Raw genomic sequence first — 14,662 nt, 5'->3', positions numbered from 1 at the left:
TTCAGCTTTTGGCGGGCAGCGTTTCCAGTTCTTCGAGGCTTTTCATGCGGGATTCGATGCCATAAGCCAGAGTGACGAGCAAGCCGAGCAGGGCGACGATAGACATGCAGATCAATACCAGAGGAATCCCCCAGCTTTTCTCGAAAATGGGGAAAAGGATGGCGGACAGGAAAGCTCCCAGACGGGATAGCGCCGTCGCCAACCCGGCGGCGCTGGCCCGCAATTCGGTGGGAAAAATTTCCACGGCCAGGGCAAATACGGTGACGCCGGGACCAATCCCTACTCCCAGGGAATACAGTGCTGCGGCCAGATACACCCCCATGACCCAGTGCTGCCAGGAACAGAGGGCGAATAAGGCCAGGCCCAGAGACATGAGACCGAAACCGGCGCTTTGCAATGGAATCCGCCCCCAGCGGTCCAACCGTGAAAGAATGAAGAGAATCCCCAGGGCCGAGATGATGAGAAAAGCCGCGTTGATGGCGGCGGCAGCCGCATTGCTGCTGGCCAGACCATTATCGCGCAACACCATGGGGAAATAGAGACCGATACCCAGACCGACCACATCCAGGCAGAACCAGGGAAAGATGCTGAGGAAAAGCCGCCGCAACCAAGCCTTGCGGAGCAAGATTCGCCACGATTGGGTCTGGATTTGAAAGCTGTCCAGTTCCGTTTGCCGCTCTGCTGCAGAACAGGCCGGTTTTAGGAGCGCCAGGGCTTCCTCCGCCTGTGAATACCGGCCCCTGCGGACCAGCCAACGGGGGGATTCAGGCAAGCCTCGGCGTAGCCAGAGCAAGGCCAGGGCGGGGACGATGGCGCTGCCCAGCATCCAGCGCCAGGAATTCGGGCCGCTAAAGAGCAGACCCCAGCCCACAGTCGTGGCAAGCAGCGCGCCCAGATACCAGGCCAGATTGACCCGGGCAAAGCGGTTGCCGCGCTGGGCTGACTGGCTGTATTCCGCCACGATGGTGGCGACCAGGGGATAGTCGAGGCCGATGGCCAGGCCAGTGATAAAACGTCCAGTAAACAGTGCTGCCGTATCCGGGCTGAAGGCACTGACCAGCGCCCCCAGCACATAAAGAAAAATGTTGGGGAAAAGCAGCTTGCGGCGACCAAAACGATCGGTAAAAAAACCACCGAACAAGCCGCCAATCAGGGAGCCCAGCAGGGCCATGGCCATGAGAATGCCCGTTTCCGTCGCGTGCAGATGCCAGGCGCTGCTCAGCGGCAAGAGCACGACGGCCATGATGCTGAGATCATAACCATCCAGCAGCATCCCGAGCATGGCCGCTCCCAGGGCATGGCCGCGCCGTTCAGTCATCGGTGCCTGGTTGGCGGCATGCGCCCGGACGCCGGGCAGGAAAAGCCAGATCTTCGCCAATGAGGTTGCCGATGAAATAATAGCGGTGATCGTATTGGTCGTGCCGGCGCAAAGTCAGCTCTGGGGATCGTTGGCCAGGGGTTGATTAGCGCCATAGGCGACGGCGGCACAAACATCCATAGGTTTTTCCTGAGTACAAGGGGTGGAGAAAGCTTAACGATTATTGATCCAAAAAGGAAAGGGTGGCGCCTGATGCTTCCTGAATGCGCCCTGCATGGGCATGCAAGGTCATGCGATCATCTCGGGCACAGCCCATCAGGGTGATGCCGGGCATGCTCTTCCAGGAAGACTTCTTCATGGGCAATGGGCAAAGCCTTTCCGGCAGCCGTGTTGCGGACGACCAGCCGATTCCCCTGCCTAAGTCGCCATGGATGCGCATAAATCCTTGCCTTTCCAGGTGAGGAGAATCATGGTACGTCCCGGCTGTTCGCTTTGGGGCAGGTAACCCAGGCCACCCCAACTTTCGTCCAGGAGCAATATCAGGATGAAAGCCCTGCATCCTGAGCCGCCAGTTTGGCGATGGCAGACCAGTCGCGGCTGGTAGCACCCTCAGCGGCAAGGCGAATGAAGCGATCATGCAGCAGGCTTGCCAGCGGGAGGGGCACGTTCAGATTTTCGGCGGCAGCCCGCACCAGACGCATGTCCTTTTGACCCAGAGGCGCGGCAAAGCCTGGTGGGGTAAACTTCCGGTCAGCTATGAGTCCCCCATAATTTTTGTAGAGGGGCACATTGAAGAGGCTGGAAGTCAGCAGTTCCAGATAGGCATGACGATCCACACCGCCCTTTTCCACCAGTGCCATGGCTTCGCCCAGGGATTCAATGACGGAGGCAATCAGGAAGTTTCCGCTGAGTTTTACCAGGTTGGCTTTTTCTGGAGCCTCGGCAACCACGAAACTACGTTGGCCCATGCGATCAAAAAGTGGCTGCAGGCGGCTGATGATGGCTGGTTTTCCTGCCAGAACCAGAAACAATTTGCCAGCCGCCGCCGCATCGGGTCTGCCGAAAACTGGCGCGGCCAGATATTCCTGTCCGGCCCGGGTATGGGCCTCGGCCAGTTGCGCCGAAAGTGCGACGCTGATGGTGCTGCAGGAAACATGAACAGCCCCTGGTTGCATCTGCGCCAGTAGACCCTCCTCCCCTAACACCAGGGAGGCCACAGCATGATCATCGGCGAGCATGGTAAATATCACATCCGTATCGGCAAAGTCCCGAAGTGATTGGGCGGCTTGTGCCCCCTGGTCTATCAGGGCCTGCAGTTTTTCGGGGGAGCGGTTGAATAGGGTGAGCGGCTCTCCAGAAGCCTGCAGTCTGGCCGCCATTCCGGAACCCATCTGCCCTAATCCAATGAAGCCAATTTTCATGAAACACTCCTTGTGTGTAGTTCTTACATACCGGACGATTGGTTCTAACCTTGGTCAGAAACCGATTTTTCCATCAAGAAAGCCGTGTTTGCTGCAAAATTATCTGAGAAATACCTTGCATATGTAAAGAATAGTCCCTATGCTCGGCACTGGACACGTGGTCCGAATTTACGTAATAGGAAGTGCATCAAATGGCAACAGGTACAGTAAAGTGGTTCAACGATAGTAAAGGTTTCGGTTTCATTACTCCTGAAGACGGCAAGGAAGATGTGTTCGTGCATCACTCCGCCATTCAGGGCAGCGGCTTCAAGACCCTGGCAGAAGGCGCACGTGTATCGTTCAACAGTGTTCGCGGCCCCAAGGGCATGCAGGCTGAGGACGTGCGCGAGATCTAATCCCCAGCGGATGGTCATCGCCCAGGGCGCCGCTACTGCGGCGCTTTTTTATGGGCTGAGTATTTGCCGTACCAAAGAGGAGCGCCAGAAAGCCTCTGCCGCCCCAGCAGGCGAACTTGACAGGGCCCTGGCCCTTCAACGCTGTAAAAATCCCTGACGGCGCAAAAATTCGGCCATGTGCGGGCGGGCCTCCCATCCAGCCAGACTGGCGACCTCCCGACTCCAGCTACTGGCTTTTTGCCCTGTGGAACGGGTCTGGTAGTACGTTTCCATGGCGCTATCGTATCGAGCGCTGCTTGCTGGAACTGGAGGCCTGCTGCCCACAGCGAACAATCTCTTCGAGAAGGCCCTCGGGCAGGGGGTCGGGACGAAATTTGCGGATCGAACGATGGGACTGCAAGAGAGGGAGAACCTCAGTCATGGTTCAGCTCCAGGATAAATGGGCTCGGTATAGGTGACGGTATTTGCGAAAAGATTAACTTGCATACAGCAAGCGGAAGACCCGCTTCTGGTACAAGCTTTATAGAAAATTTGGCGGTTTCCGCTTGCTGGTTTCTCAAGGGACGATTTGCTTGACTGGACGCACCAGAATTTCTTCAACCAGAACATGTGCCGGCTGGGCAAAGCTGTACACCAGCGCTTGGGCGACATCTTCAGGGTGCAGTGCCTCCAGAGATTGCCGCCTTTTTCATGGAGATTACCTCTCAAAATGAACAGGGCAAGCAAGATTTTTGCTGCCACTTACCCAATGGGCTTAGAATACCGTCCAGTTGGTATCCAACTTAGTCAACATGGGGCCTTCCGTCAAGGCAAAAGTGGATGCGCTGCAAAAGCCATGTCGACCAGGGTGGTGTTCGTGATCTAGCAGCAGGATAAGAGAATCATCGTAAACTCAACAAGGAGATAATCATGTCCGTGAATAACGACAAGATATCCATGGTATATCGCAGGCTTGGGCGTAGTGGATTGCAAGTGAGCCTTTTTTCTCTAGGCTCCTGGGTGACTTTCCATAATCAAGTGGATTTTTCGGGTGTGCGCGAGATGATGGCTATCGCCTGGGACGCGGGTGTAAACTTTTTCGACAACGCCGAAGTTTATGCCAATGGCGAGAGTGAAGTTCTGATGGGAAAGGCGCTGAATCAGCTTTCCTGGAATCGTCTTGATTATGTGATTTCCAGCAAATTTTATTGGGGATTGAAAGGCGGTGACATGCCGCAGTCGCAAATCAATAGTCGAAACACCCTGAATCGAAAGTATTTGATGCAAGCGGTCGAGGGAAGTCTCCGGCGATTGGGCTTGGAACATCTGGACCTGATTTATTGTCATCGGGCAGACAAGCATACCCCTATCGAAGAAACGGTATGGGCCATGCACAATATCATCGAGCAAGGCAAAGCGCTTTACTGGGGAACCAGCGAGTGGAGTGCCGATGAAATCATGGCTGCCTGGGAAATCGCCGAGCGCCACCATCTGCATAAACCCGTGATGGAACAACCGGAATATCATTTATTCCATCGCCAGCGGGTGGAAAATGAATATGCGCGACTATACGAGCATATGGGTTTGGGCTTGACCACCTGGAGTCCCCTGGCTTCTGGGCTATTAACGGGGAAATACCTTAAAGGCGTTCCAGAAGGGAGTCGTGCTTCCTTGCCGGCACTATCCTTTTTGAAGGAAGGTTTACTGGATCCTGATAAAAATGCCGCCGTCGCAGAGCTGCTTGATTTCGCGAAGTCCATGAACTGCAGTGTTTCGCAACTGGCTTTGGCCTGGGTGGCCCATAACCCGCATGTGAGTTCCGTCATCCTGGGGGCATCCCGCAAAGAGCAGTTGCTGGAGAATCTCGCGGCTATAAATGTCGTCAAGGCGCTAACCCCGGAAACTGTCCAGCGAATTGAAGCAATAACGGAAAAATACGCCCATTGAAAATCAGGGGTTTTGCAGACTATGAACCTGGGCGGTAGGGCTTCGTTGGTAAGCCATGGTTCCTTGGGAATATCGGGATGGCATTATTTCTGGTCATCCCCATCCCGGAAGCTTGCTTCTGCGGCATCCATTTCATCGGCGGCGCTACGTTCAGACGCCTGCTCGTTTTCATCATCCGCCTCTTCCATTACCGCTTTGGGAGCAGGGACTCTGGCCGCGAAGAACAAGCCCAACTCAAACAGCATGTACATGGGGATGAGGAGCAGCACCATGGACATGACATCGGGGGGGCTGAGGATGGCCGAGGCGATGGCACAGACTAAAAACGCATAGCGTCGGCTCCGGCGTAATGTGGCGACCTGAAGAATACCCACCCGCACCAACACGACAATCAAAATGGGAATCTGAAAGGCCAGGCCAAAAGCCAGGGAAAACTTCACGATCAGGGACAGATAACTGTCCACTTTGGGCATGGCGGTGATATCCGAGCCGGAAAAGCTGGTAAAAAACCGAAAGGCATTGGGGAAAACGACAAAGTACGCAAAGAGCATACCGCCCACAAACAAAAAAATGGAGGCGAAAATCAGCGGGAAAAACGCCTTGCGTTCATGTTCATACAAGCCCGGAGCGAGAAAGGCCCAGAATTGATAGAGCACCACGGGCAATGCCAGCACAAAGCCCGAAATCAGGGATAACTGTACGTAAGTGAGAAATACTTCCGGAAGGCTGGTGTAAATCAGATGGCTGCCCTTGGGCAGAACGGCAATCAGGGGAGCAGCGAGAATATTATAAATACTTTTGGAGAAGGGATAGGAAATCAGGAAACCCACAAAAATGGCGATGATGGCAATCAGCACCCGCCGGCGCAGTTCCAGCAAGTGGCCAAGAAAAGTATTTTCCGCCAGCTTCTCCATGTTTATGCAATTTCCTCAGGCGGAATATCAGGGGCAGGTTGAGAACAACAAGTGGCAGTGGTTCCAGGAATAAATGGGCTGGAGAGTAAAATGAGGATCATCGCTCCATCAGCGGTGACATAACGTCATCAGTGCAGTCGATCTTCCGGGCCGGGCCGATCTTCGGCATGAATGGCTGGCGGGATCGTGTCAATATCCAGCTCCACCTGCCTGTTCCCACTGGCCTCCGGGATGGTCACTACGGGGCTGCGCGCGTTTTCACTGCTCGCCCGGAGTGATGAGGAGGCGGTGATGTCGCCCGGCAGTAACTCCTCATTGGCATAATCCCGGAGCTTGTCGGCTTCTTTTCGTAACTCGTCGAGCAAGAGCTGCTGTTCCACCTCGGAGCGCAGGCTGGTCATGGTACGGCGCATGGCTCCGTACCACTTGCCTGCAGTCCTCGCGAGTTCCGGCATTTTTTCCGGGCCGACCACGAGCAGGACAATAATCCCCAGAAGCGCCAGTTCACCGAAGCTGAAATCAAACATGACGGATCAACGATTGACGGTTTCGTGCTCTTTACTGGGTTGGACATCGGCATCAATGGTATGACCAATGCTCGCATCCTTTTTTTCTTCCTCTTCCTTGACGGCGGAGCGGAAGCTCTTGATGGCGGAACCCAGATCCGAACCGACATTACGTAATTTGGCGGTTCCGAAAAGCGCTACGACAATCAACAATATGATGACCAGATGCCAGATACTGAAAGCGCCCATCACTGCTCTCCTTGCCCCAAGGGGGCCATGCGCTACATGCTAACTCTTTGACCATAGGAAAAAATATGGGTTGCGTCAAGCTGGCGGAGGGCGCGATGCCTTTTCTTCCAGGCCGGATACGCCTTCTCGTCTCGCCAGTTCGCCCAGGATATCATCAATATGCAATTCCTGTTCCTCCAGGGCAACCATCAGGTGAAAGAGCAGATCGGCGGCTTCGGCAATGATCGGTTTCTTTTCATGATTTTTGCATGCCAGGACAAACTCCGTGGCTTCTTCGCCCACTTTTTTCAAGATCCGGTCCTGTCCGCCATGGAGCAGTTGCGCCACATAGGACTGGCCGGGATCAGCCTGTCGCCGTTGCTGCAGGGTGGCCTGCAGGCTGTCGAGAATGCTGCCGGGCGGCGGAGCCTGGTGCTGCCAGCCCGCGGCGCTGTCGGCCATTCCCTGAAAAAAGCAGGTGGGCTCACCAGTATGGCAGGCTGCTCCTTCCTGAATGACGCGCATCAGCAGGGTGTCTCCGTCACAATCCAGACGCAGGTCAACCAAATGCTGATAATGTCCGGAGGTTTCGCCCTTGCGCCACAGGGCCTGACGAGAGCGTGACCAGTAGGTGCCCATCCTGTCCTGAAGGGTCGCCTGGAGGGCCTCGGCATTCATCCACGCCAGCATCAATACCTGACCGGTGCGGGCATCCTGGGTGATGGTCGGTACCAGCCCATCGGCGTTCCAGTGGATGGCGGTCAGAAGCGCGTTGTATGGCTTGTCACCCATGTCGTTGTCCACTCTCTCAATGTTCGGCTCTTGCTGGTTGGATACGCAAAATTCACCGGGCTGGAGGCAAGCCCCGTGTTTTCAGATTGGCTCCCGTACGGGGATACCGGATTTGGCCATCTCGGCCTTGACTTCGGCAATGCGAAACTGGCCGAAATGAAAGACGCTGGCGGCCAGGACGGCATCGGCGTGTCCTTGCAAAATGCCTTCGGCAAAATGCGCAATGGCGCCGACGCCGCCCGAAGCGATGACCGGAACCGCAACCGCATCACTGACCGCGCGGGTCAGCTCCAGATCGAATCCCAGGCCGGTACCGTCCCGGTCCATGCTGGTCAGCAGGATTTCACCAGCGCCGTAATCCGCCATGCGTTGTGCCCAGGTGACCGCGTTGATACCGGTAGCATGACGCCCGCCATGGGTAAATACTTCCCAGTGATCTTCCACCCGTTTGGCGTCAATGGCCACGACAATGCAGGAGTTGCCAAAACGCCGGGCAGCAGCACGCACCAGCTCCGGTTCCTTGATGGCGGCGCTGTTGATACTGATCTTGTCAGCCCCCGCCAGCAGGAGTTGGCGGATATCGTCCACGCTGCGCACCCCACCCCCGACGGTCAAGGGAATGAATACCTGGGCGGCGACTGCCGAAACCACATCGGCGAGGGTGCCTCTTTGTTCGTAGCTGGCCGAAATGTCGAGAAAAGTCAGTTCATCGGCACCTTCGTCGTTGTAACGCTTGGCGACTTCCACCGGATCGCCGGCATCGCGCAGCGCCACAAACTGAACACCCTTGACGACACGCCCGTGGTCAATGTCCAGGCAGGGAATGATGCGCTTGGAGAGCATCCGCCTAAGCCTCGGCCTGGGCGCGGGCGCTGGCAAAATCCAGGCTGCCTTCGTAAATGGCCCGCCCGGTGATGGCGCCGGTGATGCCGTCTTCTTCATGGGCCTTGAGTTCCAGCACCTGCTGCAGGTTGGCAATCCCGCCGGAAGCGATGACAGGGACCGGAACCGCCTGCGCCAGTGCGACAGTGGCGGGAATGTTGGGTCCGCTCAACATGCCATCGCGGCTGATATCCGTGTAAATGATGGCTTCGATGCCGTCGGCGGCAAAATGCCGGGCCAGATCCACCGGATCATGACGAGACAGCTTGGACCAGCCCTCGGTGGCCACTTTCCCGTCCCGGGCATCTATGCCGACCATGATGTGCCCCGGAAAGCTGACCGCCGCGTCACGCACGAATCCCGGAGCCTTGACGGCCTGGGTGCCGATGATGACATAGCGGACGCCCGCCTGGATGTAGATTTCGATCTGTTCCTCACTACGGATACCGCCACCGACCTGAATTTCTAGATCGGGAAAGCGTTCACAGATGGCCGCAATGGTCTGGGCATTGACGGGTGCGCCTTGTACCGCGCCATCCAGATCCACAATATGCAGGCGTTTGGCACCGCCATCCACCCAGCGCTGGGCGGTGGCTACGGGATCATCGGAAAAAAAGGTATGGTCTTCCATCCGCCCCTGGCGCAAGCGCACACAACTCCCGCCCTTGAGGTCGATGGCCGGAATCAACAACATGACAATATCCTCCGTAAAATCATTTTTAGCGTCATCCGCTTACAGGGCACATTGGGAACCGCAATCGCCATCCCAGGTCAGAAAGTTGCCGAGCAGGCGAAGTCCGGCATTACCGCTTTTTTCCGGGTGGCATTGCAAGGCAAAAAGATTGTCCGCCGCCACTGCCGCGCAGAAGGGGAAGGCGTAGTCGCTGAAGGCGGCCAGGATTTCCGGTGCCGCAGGTTCCACATAATAGGAATGCACAAAGTAGAACCGGGCATTCTGAGGGATGCCGGCAAAGAGGGGATGATCCACCAGTTGATGCAATTCATTCCAGCCCATGTGGGGGATTTTCAGGCGCTGACCATCGGGCTTTTGCAGGGCTTCTTCGGGAAAGGCGATGACACGGCCCGGTAGCAGGCCAAGGCCCGCATGTTTGCCGTGTTCTTCGCTGCTGTCCATGAGCATCTGCATTCCCAGACAGATGCCCAGAAAGGGGCGGGTCTGGGCGGCAACCCGGACAAAGTCACTGAGTTCCCGGGCTTCCAGCGCGGCCATGCAATCCCCGAAAGCGCCGACGCCGGGGAAAATGATCCGGTCCGTAGTGACCAACTCACGCACCTGATCGCTGACCACCGCCTTGCCGCCCAGATATTCCACCGCCTTGGCCACGGAATACAGGTTGCCCATGCCGTAATCAATAATGCCCACCCGTGCGCCATTCATAGGTTCAGGGTACCTTTGGTGCTGGGCACATGGCCGGCCATGCGGGGGTCGGGAGTGACGGCCATGCGCAGGGCGCGGCCACAGGCCTTGAAGAGGGTTTCGGCAATGTGGTGAGCATTGCGGCCGCGCAGGGCATCCAGATGCAAGGTGAGCATGGCATGGTTGACGAAGCCCTGGAAAAACTCATGGAAAAGGTCCACATCAAAGCCACCCACCCGGTCACGGGGGAATTCCACGGCAAACACCAGACCCGGACGGCCGGAAAGGTCTACCACGACCCGGGACAGGGCCTCATCCAGCGGCACATAAGCATGTCCATAGCGCTGGATGCCGGACTTATCACCCACGGCCTGGGCAAAGGCCTGGCCCAGCGTGATGCCAATGTCCTCGACGGTGTGGTGGGCATCGATATCCAGATCTCCATGAGCCTGAATTTTCAGATCAAAGAGACCATGGCGAACAATCTGGTGAATCATGTGGTCAAGAAAAGGCAGACTGGTGTGTAAATCCGCCTGTCCGCTTCCATCCAGATTGATCTGCACACGAATCTGGGTCTCCAGGGTGTTTCTTTCGACTTCGGCTTGACGCGATTTCACAGCAATGACTCCAATACGGAGAGAAAACGGCTATTTTCGGCAGGTTTGCCGACACTTACCCGCAGATAGTCGCCGAGACGGGGGTGACCTGTAAAGGCTTTGATCAATACCCCGCCGTTTTTCAGCCCGGTATGAATGGCTGTGGCTTTGCCGGGAACGTGAAACAGCAGGAAATTGGCAGCACTGGGCCAGACCGTCAGATGCAGGGCAGTCAAGGCCTGGAACAGCCTTTCCCGCTCGGCCCGCAGAATCTCGGCCTGATCGTCCAGCACCGTGCTGTGCTGGAGAAAAAAAGTTGCGCTGCGCTGGGTCAGGATGTCGATATTGTAAGGCAGGCGCAATTTGTCCAGTTCCTGAATCCATTCGGAAGGCCCGGCCAACATACCCAGGCGTAATCCTGCCAACCCCTCCTTGGACAGGGTGCGCAAGAGGAGCAGGTTGGGATATTGCCCCAGCCTCCCGGCAAAAGTGGTCTGGCTGAAGGCATGATAGGCTTCATCCACCACAACCAGACCTGGAGCTGCCTGGATAATGGCCTCCAGGGCGGCCTCAGGGAACAGGCTGCCACTGGGGTTGTTGGGCCAGTCGAGGAAAATGATGGCCGGTTGATGTGCGGTAATGGCCCGGAGCATGGCGGGCAGATCCATCTGAAATTCTGCATCCAGGGGCACGCCGACAAAGGGCAGCCCCAACTGCTCGGCCAGCAGGCGATACATGACGAAACTCGGGTCCACCGCCATGATCGGCCGTCCCGTACCGGCTACGGCCGTGACCAGAATCTGAATCAACTCGTCGGAACCGTTGCCGAGCATCAGTTCGATGCCGACCGGCAAGCCAATATGGGTTTTGAGCGCAGCAATGAGGGACTCGGGGTGGGGATCAGGATAACGATTGAGGGGCGCATGCGCCAGGTTCTCCAGCCAGGCTTGGTGGAGCGGATCGGGAAGTCCATAGGGATTTTCCATGGCATCCAGCTTGATCAGTCCGGTACCGGGCGCGACCGCATAGGCCTTGCTGGCCAGCAGTTCCGGGCGCAACAGGGCTGCCATCAGGGTGCGGCTACTCATGGTTGACGGTCCGTCACCCGGCAGGCGGCAGAACGGGCATGGGCGGTCAAACCTTCACCCAGGGCCAGGCGTTCGGCAATACGGCCCAAGGTATTGGCGCCGATGGGACTGACCTGAATCAGACTGTTGCGCTTGACGAAGTCATACACCCCCAAAGGGGAGGAGAACCGGGCGCTGCCGCCCGTGGGCAGGACATGGTTGGGTCCCGCCACATAGTCTCCCAGGGCTTCGCAACTGTGGATACCCATGAAAATGGCGCCGGCATTGTGAATGTCGGGCAGCCAGCTTTCCGGATCGCTTACGGCCAGCTCCAGATGCTCTGCGGCCACCAGATTGGCAATGCGGCAGGCCTCGGCACGATCCCGCACGCGGATGACCGCACCGCGATCAGCCCAGCTCTTGCTGGCAATGGGCGCACGATCGAGCACGGCCAGAGCCTTGTCCACGGCGGCGAGCACGGCTTCAATGTGGGCGTCATCCCAGCTGATGAAAATGCTCTGGGCGTTTTCATCATGTTCGGCCTGGGACAGCAGATCCCAGGCCAGCCATTCCACCGGCGCCGAAGCATCGCTGATAACCAGGATTTCACTGGGACCGGCGATCATATCGATGCCTACCCGACCAAAGACCATGCGTTTGGCGGTGGCCACATAAATGTTGCCTGGCCCGACAATCTTGTCGACGGCGGGAACGGTTTCCGTACCATAAGCCAGTGCGGCAACGGCCTGGGCCCCGCCGATGCGAAAAACCCGATGGACTCCGGCAATGGCCGCGGCGGCCAGCACCCAAGGGTTCATCTGGGCCTTGGGGGTCGGTACCACCATGATGATTTCTTCGACCCCAGCAACCCGGGCAGGAATGGCATTCATCAGGACAGAACTGGGATAGGCCGCCTTCCCTCCGGGAACGTAAATCCCCACCCGTGACAGCGGGAGAATACGTTGCCCGAGCCGGGTGCCATCGCTTTCGCTAAAGCTCCAGCTCTCACTGCGCTGATGTTCGTGATAGTTATGAATGCGTTGGGCCGCTTCTTCCAGGGCGGCACTCTGCAAGGGGTTCAGACTGTTCAGGGCTTTTTCCAGATCCACTCGGGGTATTTCCAGTTCGGTAGCAGTACTGGTGGCGAGGCCATCAAAGCGCTCGGTAAATGCGCGCAGGGCCGCATCTCCCCGGTCACGGACCGCCGTGACGATTTCCCTGACCCGGGTTTCCACCTGGATATCCAGATTGGCATCCCAGTCATGCAGGGCGTGAAATTTCCGGGTAAAATCGGCATCGCGGGTGTCAAGACGGTTCATGGCTTAGCTGTGCCTCCAGTTGGGCAATCAATTGTTCGATGGTACGACGCTTGAGTTTCATGGCGGCCCGATTGACCACCAGACGGCTGGAAATCGGCATGATTTCCTCCACCTCGACAAGGCCGTTTTCCCGCAGGGTCCGGCCGCTGGATACCAGATCCACAATACGATCCGCCAAGCCTACCAAGGGTGCCAGTTCCATGCTGCCGTAGAGCTTGATGATTTCCGTTTGTACGCCGCGGCCATGAAAATAGTTGCGGGTAATATGGGGATATTTGGTGGCAATGCGGACCCGTTCCCAGCGTTGCGGGGCATCGGTGGCCGCCAGGGCGGCGGGCTCGGCGACAGACATGCGACAAAGGCCAATGCGCAAGTCCAGTGGCTCATACAAATCCAGTCCCTCCTGCTCCAGCAGCACATCCTTGCCGGCAACGCCGACATCTGCGGCACCCCAGGTCACATACGTGGGCACATCGCTGGCACGGATCACCAGAAAGCGGACCTGCGGATCGGTGCTGGGAATGATGAGCTTGCGCGATTCGTCCGGATCTTCGGTCAGTTCGATGCCAGCCCCGGCAAACAAAGGGATGGCCTCCTGAAGGATGCGGCCCTTGGAGAGGGCGATGGTAATGCCGGTATTCATGATGCGCTCCTGAGACCACTATTGCTGATGCGTCGAATATCCGCGCCGAGAGCGCCCAGTTTTTCCTCGATGACTTCATAGCCGCGATCGAGATGGTAAATCCGATCGATGAGGGTTTCCCCTTCCGCCACCAGACCCGCGAGCACCAGGCAGGCCGAGGCCCGCAAGTCGGTGGCCATGACCGGAGCCCCATGGAGTTTGGGTACGCCCCGCACCACGGCGGTTTTGCCGTCGGCGGTGATTTCGGCGCCGAGGCGCTGCAATTCGGAAACATGCATGAAGCGATTTTCAAAAATGGTTTCGGTAATCACGCCGCTGCCTTCGGCAATGCAGTTGAGGGCCATGAACTGCGCCTGCATGTCGGTGGGAAAGCCCGGAAAGGGAGCGGTACGGATGTCCACGGCGCACGGGCGCTTGTGCATGCGCAGCCGGATGAGATCGGCTCCCGTCGTCACTTCAGCCCCGGCCTCGCGTAATTTGAGGATGACACTTTCCAGCAGGCTGGCATCGGTGCGTTTCAGGCAGACATCCCCACCGGCCATGGCGGCGGCCACCAGATAGGTGCCGGTTTCAATGCGGTCAGCCACCACGCTGTGTTCGGCCCCGTGCAGTTCCTTGACACCTTCGATTTCGATGATCGAAGTTCCCGCCCCGGAAATGCGCGCTCCCATGGCATTCAGACAGCGGGCCAGATCGACGATTTCCGGCTCACGGGCGGCATTTTCCAGCGTGGTACGCCCTTCGGCAAGGGTGGCGGCCATGAGCAGGTTTTCGGTGCCGGTGACGGAAACGATTTCCATGACGATCCGGGTGCCGATGAGTCGTGCTGCCCGGGCTTTGACAAAGCCATTCTCCACGGAGATTTCTGCGCCCAAAGCCTGCAAGCCACTCAGGTGGACGCTGACCGGACGACTGCCGATGGCGCAACCGCCGGGCAGGCTGACTTCGGCAGAGCCATGGCGGGCGAGCAGTGGACCCAGCACCAGAATGGATGCCCGCATGGTTTTTACCAGTTCGTAGGGGGCCACCAGGGAATGTACCGGCCTCGGGTCTACTTCAATGCCGAGTTGACCGTCCACCAGCACCCTCGCCCCCAGGGTGCTGAGCAGTTCCAAGGTGGTGGTTATATCCCGGAGGTGGGGGATATTGCGTAACTGCACCGGTTCCTTGGCCAGCAAGGTGGCGGCCAGGCAGGGCAGTGCCGCGTTTTTTGCCCCGGAGATCCGTAGTTCGCCACGCAGGGGGCCGTTACCACGCAGCAGCAATTTGTCCATAAG

The 14,662-nt window shown here is 57.6% G+C and carries 19 protein-coding genes; 2 read left to right on the top strand and 17 right to left on the bottom strand.

Going from position 1 to position 14,662, the window contains the following annotated elements; genetic code table 11:
• Nucleotide 1: 1 nt before the first annotated feature.
• From ACJU26_RS15230 to ACJU26_RS15220, 3 genes are all read right to left on the bottom strand, one after another.
• Entirely contained in the window at nt 2-1,378 is a 1,377-nt protein-coding gene (locus ACJU26_RS15230; RefSeq protein ID WP_414040445.1) for an MFS transporter, read from the bottom strand.
• A 160-nt stretch (nt 1,379-1,538) separates the two neighbouring features.
• Complete coding sequence (locus ACJU26_RS15225; RefSeq protein WP_414040444.1) at nt 1,539-1,676, bottom strand: hypothetical protein; 138 nt, start codon at nt 1,674-1,676, stop codon at nt 1,539-1,541.
• 181 nt (nt 1,677-1,857) lie between these two features.
• Entirely contained in the window at nt 1,858-2,739 is an 882-nt protein-coding gene (locus ACJU26_RS15220) for an NAD(P)-dependent oxidoreductase (RefSeq protein ID WP_414040443.1), read from the bottom strand.
• Between the two features lie 191 nt (nt 2,740-2,930).
• On the opposite strand from ACJU26_RS15220, the gene ACJU26_RS15215 reads away from it, so the two are divergent.
• Nucleotides 2,931-3,134, top strand: coding sequence for a cold-shock protein (locus tag ACJU26_RS15215; RefSeq protein WP_010642828.1), 204 nt, complete (start codon nt 2,931-2,933; stop codon nt 3,132-3,134).
• A gap of 135 nt (nt 3,135-3,269) precedes the next feature.
• Here the strand turns inward: ACJU26_RS15215 and ACJU26_RS15210 are convergent, their stop codons facing one another.
• Entirely contained in the window at nt 3,270-3,407 is a 138-nt protein-coding gene (locus ACJU26_RS15210) for a hypothetical protein (protein WP_414040442.1), read from the bottom strand.
• Between the two features lie 4 nt (nt 3,408-3,411).
• Complete coding sequence (locus tag ACJU26_RS15205; protein WP_414040441.1) at nt 3,412-3,555, bottom strand: nitroreductase family protein; 144 nt, start codon at nt 3,553-3,555, stop codon at nt 3,412-3,414.
• A 488-nt stretch (nt 3,556-4,043) separates the two neighbouring features.
• Here ACJU26_RS15205 and ACJU26_RS15200 point away from each other — a divergent pair, with 488 nt between their 5' ends.
• Nucleotides 4,044-5,060, top strand: a complete 1,017-nt coding sequence (locus ACJU26_RS15200; RefSeq protein WP_414040440.1) for a potassium channel beta subunit family protein — start codon at nt 4,044-4,046, stop codon at nt 5,058-5,060.
• An 83-nt stretch (nt 5,061-5,143) separates the two neighbouring features.
• On the opposite strand, the gene tatC is transcribed toward ACJU26_RS15200, so the two are convergent.
• The 12 genes from tatC to murA form a co-directional block, all read right to left on the bottom strand.
• On the bottom strand, nt 5,144-5,974 hold the full coding sequence (tatC, locus tag ACJU26_RS15195) for a twin-arginine translocase subunit TatC (RefSeq protein ID WP_414040439.1): 831 nt from the start codon (nt 5,972-5,974) through the stop codon (nt 5,144-5,146).
• A 128-nt stretch (nt 5,975-6,102) separates the two neighbouring features.
• The gene (tatB, locus tag ACJU26_RS15190; protein ID WP_414040438.1) at nt 6,103-6,501 is read right to left on the bottom strand and encodes a Sec-independent protein translocase protein TatB; all 399 of its coding nucleotides are present in this window, start codon (nt 6,499-6,501) and stop codon (nt 6,103-6,105) included.
• A gap of 6 nt (nt 6,502-6,507) precedes the next feature.
• Nucleotides 6,508-6,729: a Sec-independent protein translocase subunit TatA gene (gene tatA, locus ACJU26_RS15185; protein WP_414040437.1), complete on the bottom strand. Its 222-nt coding sequence runs from the start codon at nt 6,727-6,729 to the stop codon at nt 6,508-6,510.
• Nucleotides 6,730-6,804: 75 nt separating this feature from the next.
• Nucleotides 6,805-7,500: a bifunctional phosphoribosyl-AMP cyclohydrolase/phosphoribosyl-ATP diphosphatase HisIE gene (hisIE, locus tag ACJU26_RS15180; RefSeq protein ID WP_414040436.1), complete on the bottom strand. Its 696-nt coding sequence runs from the start codon at nt 7,498-7,500 to the stop codon at nt 6,805-6,807.
• An 81-nt stretch (nt 7,501-7,581) separates the two neighbouring features.
• On the bottom strand, nt 7,582-8,343 hold the full coding sequence (hisF, locus tag ACJU26_RS15175) for an imidazole glycerol phosphate synthase subunit HisF (RefSeq protein ID WP_414040435.1): 762 nt from the start codon (nt 8,341-8,343) through the stop codon (nt 7,582-7,584).
• Nucleotides 8,344-8,347: 4 nt separating this feature from the next.
• The gene (gene hisA / locus ACJU26_RS15170) at nt 8,348-9,076 is read right to left on the bottom strand and encodes a 1-(5-phosphoribosyl)-5-[(5-phosphoribosylamino)methylideneamino]imidazole-4-carboxamide isomerase (protein WP_414040434.1); all 729 of its coding nucleotides are present in this window, start codon (nt 9,074-9,076) and stop codon (nt 8,348-8,350) included.
• 39 nt (nt 9,077-9,115) lie between these two features.
• Nucleotides 9,116-9,781 carry an imidazole glycerol phosphate synthase subunit HisH gene (hisH, locus tag ACJU26_RS15165; RefSeq protein WP_414040433.1) on the bottom strand — a complete coding sequence of 222 codons (666 nt, stop codon included), beginning with the start codon at nt 9,779-9,781 and terminating at the stop codon, nt 9,116-9,118.
• Complete coding sequence (gene hisB / locus ACJU26_RS15160; RefSeq protein ID WP_414040432.1) at nt 9,778-10,377, bottom strand: imidazoleglycerol-phosphate dehydratase HisB; 600 nt, start codon at nt 10,375-10,377, stop codon at nt 9,778-9,780. The genes hisH and hisB overlap by 4 nt, the downstream gene beginning before the upstream one ends.
• The gene (hisC, locus tag ACJU26_RS15155) at nt 10,374-11,444 is read right to left on the bottom strand and encodes a histidinol-phosphate transaminase (protein WP_414040431.1); all 1,071 of its coding nucleotides are present in this window, start codon (nt 11,442-11,444) and stop codon (nt 10,374-10,376) included. The genes hisB and hisC overlap by 4 nt, the downstream gene beginning before the upstream one ends.
• Nucleotides 11,441-12,742 (bottom strand): histidinol dehydrogenase, encoded by a 1,302-nt coding sequence (gene hisD / locus ACJU26_RS15150; protein WP_414040430.1) that lies wholly within the window; start codon nt 12,740-12,742, stop codon nt 11,441-11,443. Before hisD ends, hisC begins: the two co-directional genes overlap by 4 nt.
• Nucleotides 12,729-13,385, bottom strand: coding sequence for an ATP phosphoribosyltransferase (gene hisG, locus ACJU26_RS15145; protein ID WP_414040429.1), 657 nt, complete (start codon nt 13,383-13,385; stop codon nt 12,729-12,731). Before hisG ends, hisD begins: the two co-directional genes overlap by 14 nt.
• Nucleotides 13,382-14,659: a UDP-N-acetylglucosamine 1-carboxyvinyltransferase gene (gene murA / locus ACJU26_RS15140; RefSeq protein ID WP_414040428.1), complete on the bottom strand. Its 1,278-nt coding sequence runs from the start codon at nt 14,657-14,659 to the stop codon at nt 13,382-13,384. Before murA ends, hisG begins: the two co-directional genes overlap by 4 nt.
• Between the last annotated feature and the right edge of the window lie 3 nt (nt 14,660-14,662).

The organism is Acidithiobacillus sp. M4-SHS-6, from assembly GCF_047421495.1.
Taxonomy (GTDB): domain Bacteria; phylum Pseudomonadota; class Gammaproteobacteria; order Acidithiobacillales; family Acidithiobacillaceae; genus Acidithiobacillus.
Note: the sequence above shows the minus strand (reverse complement) of the source record. Positions and strands in the feature narration are given on the sequence as shown.

Excerpts from the sequence above, each read along its gene's own strand:
- ACJU26_RS15215 (WP_010642828.1), top strand. The coding sequence starts at position 2,931 with ATGGCAACAGGTACAGTAAAGTGGTTCAACGATAGTAAAGGTTTCGGT.
- tatB (WP_414040438.1), bottom strand. The coding sequence starts at position 6,501 with ATGTTTGATTTCAGCTTCGGTGAACTGGCGCTTCTGGGGATTATTGTC.
- ACJU26_RS15200 (WP_414040440.1), top strand. The coding sequence starts at position 4,044 with ATGTCCGTGAATAACGACAAGATATCCATGGTATATCGCAGGCTTGGG.
- ACJU26_RS15220 (WP_414040443.1), bottom strand. The coding sequence starts at position 2,739 with ATGAAAATTGGCTTCATTGGATTAGGGCAGATGGGTTCCGGAATGGCG.
- hisIE (WP_414040436.1), bottom strand. The coding sequence starts at position 7,500 with ATGGGTGACAAGCCATACAACGCGCTTCTGACCGCCATCCACTGGAAC.
- hisH (WP_414040433.1), bottom strand. The coding sequence starts at position 9,781 with ATGAATGGCGCACGGGTGGGCATTATTGATTACGGCATGGGCAACCTG.
- ACJU26_RS15210 (WP_414040442.1), bottom strand. The coding sequence starts at position 3,407 with ATGGAAACGTACTACCAGACCCGTTCCACAGGGCAAAAAGCCAGTAGC.
- tatC (WP_414040439.1), bottom strand. The coding sequence starts at position 5,974 with ATGGAGAAGCTGGCGGAAAATACTTTTCTTGGCCACTTGCTGGAACTG.
- murA (WP_414040428.1), bottom strand. The coding sequence starts at position 14,659 with ATGGACAAATTGCTGCTGCGTGGTAACGGCCCCCTGCGTGGCGAACTA.
- hisF (WP_414040435.1), bottom strand. The coding sequence starts at position 8,343 with ATGCTCTCCAAGCGCATCATTCCCTGCCTGGACATTGACCACGGGCGT.
- hisG (WP_414040429.1), bottom strand. The coding sequence starts at position 13,385 with ATGAATACCGGCATTACCATCGCCCTCTCCAAGGGCCGCATCCTTCAG.
- hisD (WP_414040430.1), bottom strand. The coding sequence starts at position 12,742 with ATGAACCGTCTTGACACCCGCGATGCCGATTTTACCCGGAAATTTCAC.
- hisA (WP_414040434.1), bottom strand. The coding sequence starts at position 9,076 with ATGTTGTTGATTCCGGCCATCGACCTCAAGGGCGGGAGTTGTGTGCGC.
- ACJU26_RS15205 (WP_414040441.1), bottom strand. The coding sequence starts at position 3,555 with ATGACTGAGGTTCTCCCTCTCTTGCAGTCCCATCGTTCGATCCGCAAA.
- hisC (WP_414040431.1), bottom strand. The coding sequence starts at position 11,444 with ATGAGTAGCCGCACCCTGATGGCAGCCCTGTTGCGCCCGGAACTGCTG.
- tatA (WP_414040437.1), bottom strand. The coding sequence starts at position 6,729 with ATGGGCGCTTTCAGTATCTGGCATCTGGTCATCATATTGTTGATTGTC.
- ACJU26_RS15225 (WP_414040444.1), bottom strand. The coding sequence starts at position 1,676 with ATGAAGAAGTCTTCCTGGAAGAGCATGCCCGGCATCACCCTGATGGGC.